Annotated in this window: 9 protein-coding genes; 8 read left to right on the forward strand and 1 reads right to left on the reverse strand. The window is 70.8% G+C overall.

The genetic code is table 11. The features are described from left to right. Positions 1-207: 207 nt before the first annotated feature. Entirely contained in the window at positions 208-882 is a 675-nt protein-coding gene (locus AB0F62_RS05265) for a sigma factor-like helix-turn-helix DNA-binding protein (protein ID WP_361792361.1), read from the reverse strand. A gap of 336 nt (positions 883-1,218) precedes the next feature. Between AB0F62_RS05265 and AB0F62_RS05270 the strand changes: the two genes are divergently transcribed. The 8 genes from AB0F62_RS05270 to wrbA all read left to right on the forward strand — a co-directional run bounded on the left by AB0F62_RS05270 (position 1,219) and on the right by wrbA (position 13,161). Continuing rightward, on the forward strand, positions 1,219-1,695 hold the full coding sequence (locus tag AB0F62_RS05270) for a MarR family transcriptional regulator (RefSeq protein WP_361792363.1): 477 nt from the start codon (positions 1,219-1,221) through the stop codon (positions 1,693-1,695). A 147-nt stretch (positions 1,696-1,842) separates the two neighbouring features. After that, positions 1,843-2,847 carry a LacI family DNA-binding transcriptional regulator gene (locus AB0F62_RS05275; protein ID WP_361792365.1) on the forward strand — a complete coding sequence of 335 codons (1,005 nt, stop codon included), beginning with the start codon at positions 1,843-1,845 and terminating at the stop codon, positions 2,845-2,847. Between the two features lie 276 nt (positions 2,848-3,123). Then, on the forward strand, positions 3,124-4,461 hold the full coding sequence (locus tag AB0F62_RS05280) for an ABC transporter substrate-binding protein (protein ID WP_361792367.1): 1,338 nt from the start codon (positions 3,124-3,126) through the stop codon (positions 4,459-4,461). A gap of 7 nt (positions 4,462-4,468) precedes the next feature. Continuing rightward, on the forward strand, positions 4,469-5,416 hold the full coding sequence (locus tag AB0F62_RS05285; RefSeq protein WP_361792369.1) for a sugar ABC transporter permease: 948 nt from the start codon (positions 4,469-4,471) through the stop codon (positions 5,414-5,416). Between the two features lie 47 nt (positions 5,417-5,463). Next, complete coding sequence (locus AB0F62_RS05290; protein ID WP_361792495.1) at positions 5,464-6,270, forward strand: carbohydrate ABC transporter permease; 807 nt, start codon at positions 5,464-5,466, stop codon at positions 6,268-6,270. Between the two features lie 70 nt (positions 6,271-6,340). After that, entirely contained in the window at positions 6,341-9,070 is a 2,730-nt protein-coding gene (locus tag AB0F62_RS05295) for an alpha-mannosidase (RefSeq protein WP_361792371.1), read from the forward strand. A gap of 55 nt (positions 9,071-9,125) precedes the next feature. Next, a complete protein-coding gene (locus tag AB0F62_RS05300; RefSeq protein ID WP_361792373.1) occupies positions 9,126-12,128 on the forward strand; it encodes a glycoside hydrolase family 2 TIM barrel-domain containing protein in 3,003 nt (1,000 codons plus the stop codon). A gap of 415 nt (positions 12,129-12,543) precedes the next feature. Further along, positions 12,544-13,161: an NAD(P)H:quinone oxidoreductase gene (gene wrbA / locus AB0F62_RS05305; protein ID WP_361792497.1), complete on the forward strand. Its 618-nt coding sequence runs from the start codon at positions 12,544-12,546 to the stop codon at positions 13,159-13,161. Positions 13,162-13,278: the final 117 nt, after the last annotated feature.

Consider the following 13,278-nt stretch of genomic DNA (forward strand, 5'->3'; position numbering starts at 1 on the left):
TTCTTTCTGCGCTCGCATCAACCTCGCGGGGCCGCAAAGGATTCCCGGCTGCGGGGGGCCATGTTTCCGCAGGTGACGGAGGTGTGCCTCCCGCGGGCATGACCGCGCGGGCCCCGGGAATGTGACGAGGCGACGAAGATCACACCTCGCGCGGGGGCGGCGCGGCCCCGCCGGCCCTTCCCCGCGGCCTCCCCCCGCGACGGCGCGTCACGCGGATCCGGACCGCCCGGCACCGACGAGGCCGCCGGCGACGTACTCCTCCTCGGACGCGGCCACGCGCGGGCCTTCGGCCGCCCACAGCCGCAGCCGGGCGTCGTGCAGCCAGTACGCGGCAATTGCCGAGGAAACATCCATGATGTCTGCTATCTGGTGATAGGTGAAGCCTTCAACGGCCGCGAGGTACACGGCGAACCGCTGCTCCTTCGGCAGCGCGAGGAGGGCGCCCCGGACGTCCGACTCGGGGATCAGGACGAACTCGTCCAGCGCGGACACCCGCAGCCCCTCCGAAATCCCGGACTCCGGCGGCAGCACGCACACCTCCGGGTGGGGGCCGACGAACGCCGAGGCCAGGAGGTCGTAGAGCCAGGCCTTGTGGTCGACGCCGTCGACGACGCGCGGGAATGCCGCGTACGCCCGCGTGAACACCTCCATGACGAGTTCCTCGGCGTCGGCCGGATCACCCGTGACACCCGAGGCCGCCCGGTACACGGAGTCGAGATGGGCCAGCACCTCCCGCTCGAAGCGCGCGTCGCGTTCGGCGCGTTCGGCGCGTTCGGCGCGTACCGGGGCGGAGTCCCGGTCCGCACCGGGCGTGCCGCCGTCGTCGCCCGTCATCAGGCGGGTCGGCTCCTCGTCGCCCGCCCGCGTCCGCAGCGAGCGCACGATCCGGCGGTGCCGGCCGCCCCCCGCGCCCACTCCGCTCCCCCGTGCGCACGAGTCCCCGTCGGCTCGCCGGCCCCGGTGCCGGCCGGTGCCCGAACCGGCGGTCAAGCCGGTGCCCGAACCGGCGGTCAAACCGGCGGTCAAACCGGCGGCCGCGGTCCCGCTCGCGGCGGAGGACTGGGGGTCTGTCATCGAGTAGGGCATCTGCTTCCCTTTCCAGGAGTGCCGCCGATCCGGCGCTGACGCGCAGGCGGGAACGGCCGCGGGACCGCGTTTCCAAGATATTTGCTTGGCATAGCAAATATATATGCTTCACCGAGCAAGTAAAGTGGGGGCATGCCAGACGCCACACAGCGGATGAAATCGGATGCGGAGCCGCCGATACCCCTCAATCCGGATGAAGAAGCCCTCGTTCGGTCCCTCAGCCGCGTCATCTACTCCCTGCCCCGGGCCCTCGACGCCGACATGACCCATGAGCAGCGGCTTCCCCTCATCGAGTACCAGGCCCTGATGAACCTCTCCGAGGCCCCGGACCGGAGATTGCGGATGAGCGATCTCGCCGCCGCCTGCGACATGTCGCTCAGCGGCATGACGGGCGTCGCACGTCGGCTGGAGGACCAGGGGTTCATCCGGCGGGTCAAGTCCGAGCAGGACGGCCGGGGATGGAACGCCGTCCTCACGGATGCCGGTCTGTCCCGCCTGGAAGGGGCCTGGCCGACCCACCTCGCCTCCGTACGCCGGCGCTTCCTCGACCACCTGGAGGGTCTGGACCTCAAGACGCTCGGCGCGGTGTTCCGCACGGTCGCCACCTGAGCGGCGTTTCCCGAGGTCGTGACCGTGATCAGCGGCCCGGCCGTGCCCCGGCCCGCCGGGCGGCACGATCTCGCGCCGCCGCGCCCGGGACGTGCATACTCAGGCCCTGCGGGCGCGCCGGCACCCGCGAGGAGCGGGAGGTACGCGATGGTGTCGTCGTCGGGGGCGGAAATCCGGAAGGTCACGATCCATGACGTGGCCCGGTCCGCCGGGGTGTCCCGTCAGACCGTGTCGCGGGCGCTCAACGACAAGGACGAGATCGACGCCGCCACGAAGCAGCGGGTCCTCGACGCGGCCCGCGAGCTCGGCTATCGGCCGAGCCGGTTCGCCCGCGGTCTGGTCCGCCAGGACACCACCACGATCGGGCTGGTCATCCCCGACCTGCTCAATCCGTTCTTCACCGAGGTCGCCGCGGCCGCGCTGGAGGCGGCCCGGGCCCGCGGCTGGCACGTCGTCGTGTACGACACCGCGGACCGGGCCGAGGAGGAGTTCGGCACCCTTCAGGTGATCGCCTCGCAAGTGGACGCCGTCGTCGGCTACTTCAGCTGTTCCGAGCACGATCTGGAGCGGTTCACCCGAGGACTTCCGGTGGTGCTCATCGGCCGGGAGCACCACACGGCGGGGTTCAGCTCCATCAGGATCGACGGCGAGGAGGGCGTCCGCGCCGCGGTCGCGCACCTGGTCGCCGCCGGACACGAGCGCATCGGGATGCTCGACCACGACGGCCGCTCCGAGCCCAGCATCCGGCGCGAGTGGTTCGCGGCGGCCGCGGCGGCCCACGGGATCGACGCCGGCCTGGTGGTCGGGGCCGCCCAGTCGGCCGACGGCGGAGGGGCGGCGCTCGGCGCCCTGCTCACCGACCATCCCGAGGTCACCGCGGTCTTCACCTTCAACGACATCATCGCCATCGGCGCCCTGCGCGAGGCGCGCCGGCTCGGCAGGAGCGTTCCCGCGGACCTCGCCGTGATCGGCTTCGACGGTCTGCAACTCGGCACCCTGGTCGAGCCCCCGCTGTCCAGCGTCGCCCTCGACACGCGGAAGTTGGGCGCGCTCGCCATCGACCAGGTCGCCCGGCTGCTGACCGGGATGGACCCGCTCGGCGCCGAGGACCTGGTCGTCCGGGCCGAACTGCGGCTGAGCGGATCCGCTTAACCCGCCGGACTCGTGTACGCCCCGAAGTCTTGACACTTGACCACACCGGAGCGCACACTTCCGAACAATTCTCAATGATCCCGTGAGCGTTCACGTGAACGCTCACGTGAACGCTCACGGGACCGGAATACGAGGTTTTGCCCTATCTCGCAACGGCGTTCGGCAAGGCAACCGACGCCGCTGCGGCCCACCCCTTCCCATCAGCGATCGTCCCGCCTGAGGTGTCAACGTCGACCCGTCTAGCGCCACCGCTAGTCGTCCTCTGGAACGGAAAATATGAGCAGCACAGTCACGCGCATCCGCCTCGCCGTCGTCGCCGCGGCAGCCAGCATCGCCGTACTCGCCGGATGCTCATCGCCGGCGCCGTCGGGTAACAGCGCATCAGCAGACTCCTGTGCGCCCGCGAAGGGCAAAGTCACCCTCCAGTACTGGAACACCGTTCCCGGCATGGACGAAGTCGTCGCGCTGTGGAACAAGAAGAACCCGGACATCCAGGTGGAGACGAAGAACATCTCCAACGACCAGTACGGCACCATCGGCAACGCCCTCAAGGCGGGCAAGGCACCGGACCTCGCCCAGATCGGCTACGACGAGCTGCCCAACCTGCGCAGCCAGGACGCCTTCGTGGACGCGTCGGCCTGCTCCGCGGCCACCGCGGCCAAGTCGAAGTTCGTGCCGTGGACCTGGTCGCAGACCAGCTTCGGCGGCACGGGCGTGTTCGCCTTCCCGCAGGACACCGGTCCGATGGCCCTCTATGTGCGCAGCGACATCTTCAAGCAGCACGGCCTCGAGATCCCGAAGACCTGGGACGAGTACGCGACGGAGGCGCAGAAGCTGCACAAGGCGGACCCGAACCTCAGCATGACGTTCTTCGACCCGAACAACGCCGAGTGGTTCAACGGGCTGCTGTGGCAGAACAACGCCGAGATGTACTCCTACTCCGGGGACAAGTGGCAGGTCACCGTCGAGTCCGAGCAGAGCAAGCAGGTCGCCGAGTACTGGCAGAAGCTGATCGACGCCAAGCTGGTGCGCACCGATCTCGCCCACGGCTCGACGCAGATGTACACCGCGTACCAGAAGAACCAGATCGCCACCTACGTCGGTGCCGCCTGGGGCTACAGCATGTTCCGCGACAACCTGCCCAAGCAGGCCGGCAAGTGGTCGATCGTGCCGATGCCGACCTGGGGTACGAGCGCCGCGTCCGGTGACTGGGGCGGATCCACGGTCGCCTTCATGAAGGGCGGCAAGCACCTGTACGAGTCGGTCAAGTTCAACAACTGGCTGAACACCGACCCGGAGGCCCTCGCGCTGGAGAACAAGCTGGGCGGCCTCTACCCCGCGGCCACCGCCGGTCTGGCGCTGCCCGCGCTCTCCGAGGGCGTGCCCTACTACAACAACGAGAAGATCTTCGACGTCTTCGCCGAGTCGTCCAAGAACATCGACACCAGCTTCACCTGGGGCCCGACCCAGAAGGCGGTGAACCTGGCGCTCCAGGACGCGATGGCCAAGGCGGCCGCCGGTGACGGCACCGTCGGCGACGCGCTGTCGGCCGCCCAGGAGGCCGCGCTGAAGTCCATGAAGGACCAGGCGATCCCGGCCGCGGCGGGCAAGTGACCACAGCATGACCGACATCGCAACCCGCGCGACCCGCGTGGTGGCGACCACCCGGGGCCGCCGTCGCCGTAACGGCGGCGGCCCCCGGGCGGGCACCATCGCCGCGTTCGTGACCCCGTTCTTCCTTCCGTTCGTCCTGTTCTACCTGGTGCCGATCGGCTACGCGCTCTGGCAGAGCCTGCTCGTCGTGCGTCGCACCGGCGGCCAGTACGGCACGTCGTACACGACCTTCGGCGGTCTGGAGCAGTACGAACAGGTCTTCCGGAACATCGAGTTCTGGGCCAGCATCGGGCGCATCGGACTGTTCGGCATCGTGCAGGTGCCGGTCATGCTGTTCGTCGCGCTGGTCATGGCCCTGCTGCTCGACACTCCCCTGCTGAAGCTCAAGTCGTTCTTCCGCATCTCGGCGTTCATGCCCTACGCCGTACCCGGCGTCATCGCCGCGATCATGTGGTCGTATCTGTACTCGCCGCAACTGAGCCCGGTCGTCGACCTGCTGAAGGGCATCGGGCTGGAGCCCGACTTCCTCGGCCCGGGTGCCGTGCTGTGGTCGGCGGCGAACGTCTCGACCTGGCTGTGGACCGGCTACAACATGCTGATCATGTTCTCGGCGCTGCAGTCGATCCCGCAGGAGCTCTACGAGGCCGCCAGGCTCGACGGTGCGAGCAACTGGGCGATCGCATGGCGGATCAAGGTCCCGATCATCGCCCCGTCGGTCGTCCTGACCACGGTGTTCTCCATCATCGGCACACTGCAGCTCTACGCGGAGCCGGCCGTGCTGCGGCAGATCTCCTCGAACATCTCGAGCACCTTCACCCCGAACATGCTCGCCTACACGGTGGCCTCCGGGAACAACTACCAGCAGGCGGCGGCGGTCTCCGTGGTCATCGCCGTCATCACCTTCGTCTTGAGCTTCGGGTTCATGCGACTGACCTCGAAGAAGGCCGGCCTGTGAGCAACCAGCCCCCGATCCGCGAGAGCCGCGTCAGCCGCACGGCCGCCATGGCCCTGATGTTCCTCCTGGCGATCTACTTCCTGCTGCCCGTCTACTTCCTGATCGTCGCGGCGACGAAGCCGCAGGGCGACCTCGCCTCCACCAACGGGCTGGCCTTCTCGCACTTCAACCTGTTCGACAACCTCGACACCCTCTTCACCCGCAGCGGCGGCATCTTCGGCAGGTGGGCCCTGAACAGCGTCCTGTACGCGGTGGTGGGCGCGGCCGTGGGAACCCTGATCTCCGCGCTGTGCGGCTACGCCCTCGCCAAGTTCGCCTTCCGGGGCCGCGAGTTCCTGTTCTCCGTCATCCTCGGCGGCATCCTCGTGCCGACCACCGCGCTCGCGCTGCCGCTGTTCCTCCTCTTCTCGGCGACGGGGCTCGTCAACACCTACCTCGCGGTGTTCCTGCCCAGCATCGTCAGCCCGTTCGGCGTCTATCTGGCCCGCATCTTCGCCTCCGCCGCCGTGCCCCAGGAGCTTCTGGAGTCGGCGCGGCTGGACGGCGCCGGCGAGTTCCGCACCTTCTTCTCGGTGGCGCTGAAGCTGATGACGCCGTCGCTGGTGACCATCTTCCTGTTCCAGTTCGTCGCGATCTGGAACAACTTCTTCCTGCCGATGGTGATGCTGCAGAAGGAGTCGCTCTTCCCGATCACCCTCGGCCTGTACCAGTGGAACGGTCAGACCGCCCGCGCCCCGCTCCTGCAGCAATCCGTGATCACCGGCTCGCTGGTCTCGATCGTGCCCGTGATCCTCGTCTTCATCCTCCTCCAGCGGTTCTGGCGCACCGGACTCGCCGCCGGCTCCCTCAAGTAGCCCCCGCGTCCGCGCTCTCCGTCGTCCCGGTCGTCCCGGTCGCCCCGCCAGCACAGAAGGTCCTCCCCGCATGCGCAGATCCGCCGTCTTCGTGCCCCACTTCCACTGGGACCGGGAATGGTACGAGCCCTTCCAGGTGTTCCGGCACCGGCTCGTCACCGCCCTCGACACCGTGCTGGAGACGGCCGAGACGAACCCTGACTTCCGGTTCACCGTCGACGGTCAGATGGCCGCGGTCGAGGACTACCTGGAGATGCGGCCGGAGAACCGCGAGCGCGTCGCGGCGCTCGTCGCCGAGGGCCGGCTCGCCATCGGGCCGTGGCTGATCCTGCTCGACGAGTTCCTCTGCTCCGGCGAGACCATCGTCCGCAACCTGCGGATGGGCTGGGCCGCCGCGGCGGAACTCGGCGGCTCGATGCCCATCGGCTATCTGCCGGACATGTTCGGCCACGTCGCGCAGATGCCGCAGATCCTGGCCCGGGCCGGGATCGAGCACGCGGCGCTCTGGCGCGGCGTCCCGGGCTCGGTCGACGGGCACGCCTTCCGCTGGCGGGCTCCGGACGGCTCCGAGGTGCGCACCGAGTTCCTCTTCGACGGCTACGACAACGGCCTGGACGTCCTGCTGGTCCCCGATCAGATCGGGCGCGCGCTGGGCGAGTACGCGGAGATGACGGCCGAGCGGTGGGGTGACGACCCGGTGCTCGCGATGGCCGGGACCGACCACAACGCTCCCGACCCGCGGCTCGCGGAGTGGCTGCGGCGCGCGTCGGGCGACGACCGCCCCATCACCATCGCGACGCTCGACGAGTACATCCGCAAGCACGCGCGCGACGAGGTCACGGCCATCGTCACCGGTGAGCTGCGCAGCCATGTACGCGGCAACATCCTCCCGGGCGTGATCTCCGTACGGCGCGGGCTCAAGCGGCGGATGGCCGTCGCCGAGCGCACCATCGACCACGCCGAGCGGCTCAACGCGCAGTGGTCCGGCCGCGACGACTCGCGGTTCCTCTCACTCGCCTGGCACAAGGTCATCGAGTCGAGCGCGCACGACTCCGTCGTCGGCTCCGGCACGGACGAGACCGCCGATCAGGTCGAAGCACGACTGGCCGAGGCCGCGCACGCCGCGCGGGCGGTGCGGGACGCCGCGCTCGCCGAACCCGCCGCCCTGGTGCCGAGCGACGGCCACCTGGTCGCCAATCCGCTGCCGTTCGCGCGCACCGCGCTGGTCGAGGTGGACGTCGTGGCCGCGCCCGAGGGGACCGTGCTGGTCGCCACCGCGGCCGACGGCACGGCATATCCCGTGCAGCCGGTCGCGGAGGCGCCGACCGTGCTCAGCGACGAACGCATGGACGCCTCGCAACTCGAACGCGTCCTGCGCCGCATCCACCGCCGCGAGCTCTTCGGCCGGCAGATCGACCAGTACGAACTCACCCCGGGGTCACTGGTCTTCCACCTCGCCGAGGTCCCCACCAGCGGGCCGTTCGACCTGCTGATCCTGCGCCGCGAGGTCGCCGCCGCGGCCGCCGCGCACCCGGGTGAGTGGCGGGTGCTGACGCTGGAGGAGGCACGCGCGACCGCTCTCGTGCCGGTGAACGTCCCCGCCTCCGGGCTCGCGAGCTTCCGGGTCGCACCGGCCGAGACGGCCGCCGCGCCGTCGCCGGCGTTCGCACCCGCGACGGCGACGGCGCGCACCCTCGCGAACGGGCTGGTCGAGGTCGTGGCGGCCGCCGACGGCACCCTCGACGTGACCGGCGCGGACGGCACGCTGCTGCGCGGGGTCGGCCGCCTCGTCGACGGCGGTGACCGCGGCGACAGCTACAACTACGCTCCGCCGGCGCGGGATGTGCTCGTGTCGGAGCCCGCCGAGGTCGCCGTCGAACTCCTCGAGAGCGGGCCGCTGCGGTCGAGGATGCGGATCACCCGGGTGTACGAGTGGCCCACCGCCCTGTCCGCCGACCGTGACGTGCGCGGCGGCCGGACCGTGCCGACCCCGGTGGAGACCCTGGTGGAGGTACGCGCGGGCGAGCCGTTCGTACGCGTCTCCACGTCCTTCCTCAACCAGTCCGCCGACCACCGGCTGCGCCTGCACGTGCCGCTGCCCGAGCCGGCGGCGGTCTCCGCCTCCGCCGGGCAGTTCGCCGTCACCGAACGCGGGCTCACCGCCGAGGGTGGCTGGGGCGAGTACCCGATCCCGACCTTCCCCGCCGACTCGTTCGTCTCGGCCGGTGCCGCCACCGTTCTGCTCGACCACGTCACCGAGTACGAACTCGTGGACGGCGGCTCCGAACTCGCCGTCACCCTGCTGCGGGCGATCGGTTCGATCAGCGTCAACATCCATCCGCTCCGCGACGAGCCGGCGGCGAGTGAGATCCCCGCGCCGGGGGCGCAGGACCTCGGCGTGCGCATCGAGAACCGCTTCGCCGTCGTGCCCTCGGCGGCCGGCTGGCAGAGCGCCCGTGCCGTCGCCCTCGCCGAGGACTTCCGCAACGACGTGCTGGTCACCCGTGGTACCGCGCCCGCCGGCGGCCAACTGCCCCCCGACGCGGCCGGCCTGCGGGTCGACGGTGCGGACGTCCTCGTCTCCGGCATCCGCCGTGTCGCCGGGGACGGTCCGGGAGCCGGCACCGAGCTGCGGTTGACCGCGATGAGCGACTCGGGCTCGACCGCTCGCGTGACCGGCGCGTTCACGCAGGCCACCACGGTCGACCTGCTCGGCCGGCCGCTGTCCGCCACGCCGGCCGCGAACGGGCTGGAACTCGTCCTCGGTCCGTGGGAGATCCGGACGGTCGTGGTCCGGTAAGCGCCCGCGACCCGCGTTCGGATCCCCCCTCGCTACCAAGAAAGTGTGTGACCTCTTGCCCTCCGAGCCTTCCGCGTACGTTTCGGACACCACACCAGGGCGCGGCGCGCTGCGCCCCGCGCGCTCGTGGCTGCACTCCGACGCCCCCTCACGCTCGCTGAACGGCCCCTGGCACTTCCGGCTGTCGCCGACGGTGCCCGCGACCGACGATTTCGCGGCCGAGACCTTCGACGACGACGGCTGGGACAGCATCCCGGTGCCCTCCCACTGGGTGCTCCAGGGGGACGGCGCCTACGGCCGGCCGATCTACACGAACATCCGGTTCCCCTTCCCCATCGACCCGCCGCACGTCCCGGACGAGAACCCCACCGGCGACTACCGCCGCCGCTTCGACCTGCCCGCGCGGTGGTCGGAGGCCGAGCGCGTCGTGCTGCGGTTCGACGGCGTCGAGTCGCTCTTCAGGGTCTGGGTCAACGGCGACGAGATCGGCAGCGCGAGCGGCAGCCGGCTGGCCCACGAGTTCGACGTGACGTCGTCGGTGCGCCCGGGGGACAACGTCGTCGCGGTGCGCGTGCACCAGTGGTCGGCGGCCAGCTACCTGGAGGACCAGGACCAGTGGTGGCTGCCGGGCATCTTCCGCGACGTCACCCTGATCGCACGGCCGGCCGGCGGCATCGAGGACGTCTGGCTGCGCACCGGCTTCGAGCAGGGGCGCGGACGGCTCGAGCCCGAGGTCACCGCCGACGCCGCGGCGTTCCCGGTCACCCTGCGCCTCCCCGAACTCGGTGTGGAGCGGGTCTGGGAGTCGGCCGCCGACGTGGCCCCGTTCGACGTCGGCGAGGTGGAGCCCTGGTCGGCGGAGCGGCCCCGCCTGTACGACGCCACCGTGTCGACGGCCGCTGAGACGATCACCCAGCGGGTGGGTTTCCGTACCGTCGAGATCCGCGGCGACCGCTTCCTGGTCAACGGCCGCCGCGTCGTGTTCCACGGGATGAACCGCCACGAGACCCACCCCGAGCGCGGCCGGGTCTTCGACGAGGCGGACGCCCGCGAGGACCTGGCCCGCATGAAGCGGTTCAACGTGAACGCGATCCGCACCAGCCACTACCCACCGCATCCGCGGCTGCTCGACCTCGCCGACGAACTCGGGTTCTGGGTCGTCCTCGAATGCGATCTGGAGACGCACGGCTTCGACACCGTGGACTGGGTGGGCAACCCCAGCGACGACCCGGCGTGGCGCGCGGCGTACCTCGACCGCATCCAGCGCACCGTCGAACGGGACAAGAACCATCCCAGTGTGGTGATCTGGTCGCTCGGCAACGAGGCGGGCACCGGCGGCAACCTGGCCGCGATGTCGGCGTGGGTCCACGCCCGCGACGCGGGCCGGCCCGTGCACTACGAGGGCGACCACACCGGCGAGTACACCGACGTCTACTCGCGCATGTACGCCTCGGTGCCCGAGACCGAGCAGATCGGGACCGACGGCTCGCGTGCGCCGTTGCTGCACTGCACTCCCGCGCAGGGCGCTCGGCAGCGCACCCGGCCGTTCCTGCTCTGCGAGTACGCCCACGCGATGGGCAACGGTCCCGGTGCGCTCGACCAGTACGAGGCGCTGGTGCACGAGCATCCGCGGCTCCACGGCGGCTTCGTGTGGGAGTGGCGCGATCACGGCATCCTGACGACGACTCCGGACGGCACCCCCTACTACGCGTACGGCGGCGACTTCGGGGAGGTCGTCCACGACGGCAACTTCGTGATGGACGGGATGGTGCTGAGCGACGGCGTCCCCACCCCCGGCCTCCACGAGTACAAGGCGGTCGTGCAGCCGATCCGCTTCGCCTTCGGCGACGGCGACGGCGACGGCGACACGGTGGTGATCACCAATCTGCGGCACTCGGCGGACACCTCCGACCTGCGCTTCCAGTGGCGCGTCGAGCACGACGGGACACTGGTGGACTCCGGCGACCTGGAGGTGCCGGTCGTCGCGGCGGGCGATTCGGCGCGGGTGCCGCTGCCACCGATCAAGGTGTCGGAGGAGGCGGAGACATGGCTGACCGTCGACGCGGTGCTGGCGGCCGAAACCGCCTGGGCGCGTGAGGGGCATCTGCTGGCGAGCGCCCAGCTGGACCGCTCCAGCCGCCGTCCCGCACCCTCCGTCCAGCCCCGGACCGATTGGCGGCCGAGCGACGGAACGCTGAGGCTGGGCATCGCCGAGTTCGCGGGCGGATCTCTCGTCCGCCTCGCCGGCCGTGATGTGGCGGGCCCGCGGCTGGAGTTGTTCCGTGCCCCGACCGACAACGACGAAGGCGCGTCCGACGAGGTCGGGGAGAGCGACGCAGACATCGCCGGAGTCTCCAACGCCGAGTTGTGGCGCCGCGACGGTCTCGACCGGCTGACCACGCGGCGGGTGTCCGTGGAGCGCGCCGCGGACGCCCTGCGCACCGTCTCCAGGGTCTCCGCCGCGAACTCGGCCCTGTCGGTGACGGTGGAGACCGTCTGGACGCTCGAGGGCGACGAGCTCGAACTGCGGGTGGAGGTGGCGCCCTCGCGGGGGTGGCGGACGGTGTGGCCGCGGATCGGGATCCGTTTCGACCTGCCCGATGGCACCGCTCCCGTCGACGGCGCCGAGTGGTTCGGCCTCGGCCCGCACGAGTCCTACCCCGACAGCCTCCGCGCGGCCCGCACCGGCCGCTTCTCCGCCACACTCGACGGTCTCTCCGTGGACTACGCGCGGCCCCAGGAGACCGGGCACCGCTCCCGGCTGCGGCGGCTGGAGCTGACGAGTGGCGGCAGCGCGGTGCTGCGCTTCGTGACCATCCCGGACACCCGCGGACGCCGCCCCGGCTTCACCCTCAGCCGCCACACCCCGCAGCAGATCGCCCGGGCCGGCCATCCCTTCGAGCTTCCGGCCTCGACGACGAGCCACCTGATCGTCGACGCCGCCCAGCACGGCCTCGGCTCACGGGCGTGCGGACCCGATGTGTGGCCCGAGTACGCGCTGCGCCCGGAGGCCCGCACAATCAGGCTCCGCATCGCGGCGGGCGAGGGCGGCCGGTAGGCCGAACCCGCGTCCCCCGTCCTCCACGGCCCGGCGCCGAGCGGTTGTCACCGCTCGGCGCCGGGCCGTATGCGCGGGTCCGTCCAGCCGTCCGGCCCGTACGGGTGGGCGGCTGGGCGGCTGGGCGGCTGGACGGGTGGACGGGTGGACGGGTGGACGGGTGGACGGCGGCGGGTGCGCACCCGCGCTGACCTGCGGCGCTGCCGGTGGGGCGTACGAAGGCGTCGCGGCCCGCACCCCGCTCGCCATCTGTTGAATTTTGCACTACCCGCCAGGATGGTTTAGTTTTCAACCAGGCGCACAGGCGCCACCCCGCGCCTGCTGGGATGTACAGAACAATCCGAAAGCCGCAAACAGCACCATGGGCTTCTTCCGCCGCAAGAACCGCACCACCAACGAATCGGAGACCACCCCCGTGACTTCTCCCGTCAAGCTCGCCGTCATCTACTACTCCTCGACCGGCTTCAGCGCCGAGATCGCCAAGGAGATCAGCAGCGCCGCGGAGAAGGCCGGCGCCGAGGTGCGTCTGCTGAAGGCCGCCGAGCTGGCCCCCGAGGCCGCCATCGCGTCCAACGAGGCCTGGGCGGCCCACGCCGCCGCCAGCGCCGGCATCCCGGTCGCCACCCCCGCCGACGTCGAGTGGGCCGACGCCGTGATCTTCGGCAGCCCGACCCGCTTCGGCAACATCTCCTCGCAGCTCAAGCAGTTCATCGACACCCTCGGCGGCCTGTGGGCCCAGGGCAAGCTGGCCAACAAGGTCTACAGCGGCTTCGCGACCACCGCCACCGCCCACGGCGGCCAGGAGTCCACGCTCCTCGCCCTCTACAACTCCATCCACCACTTCGGCGGCATCATCGTCTCCCCCGGCTACACCGACCCGGTGAAGTTCGTCGACGGCAACCCCTACGGCACCTCGCACGTCGACGCCCAGGGCAACAACCCCGTCGGCGACACCACCCGCAACGCCGCTCGCCACCAGGCCGAGCGCGTCGTCGAGCTCGCCGCGGCGCTCAAGAAGGGCTTCGCCGCCTGATCCTCGCATCACGCAGCACCGCGCCGAGGGGAACCCGCGTTCCCCTCGGCGCGGCCGTTTCCGCGGCCCCCGCGCGCACGATGGACCCCCCACGGATCCGCGCACGCGCGCGGAACG

The organism is Streptomyces sp. NPDC026673, from assembly GCF_040638135.1.
Lineage (GTDB): Bacteria > Actinomycetota > Actinomycetes > Streptomycetales > Streptomycetaceae > Actinacidiphila.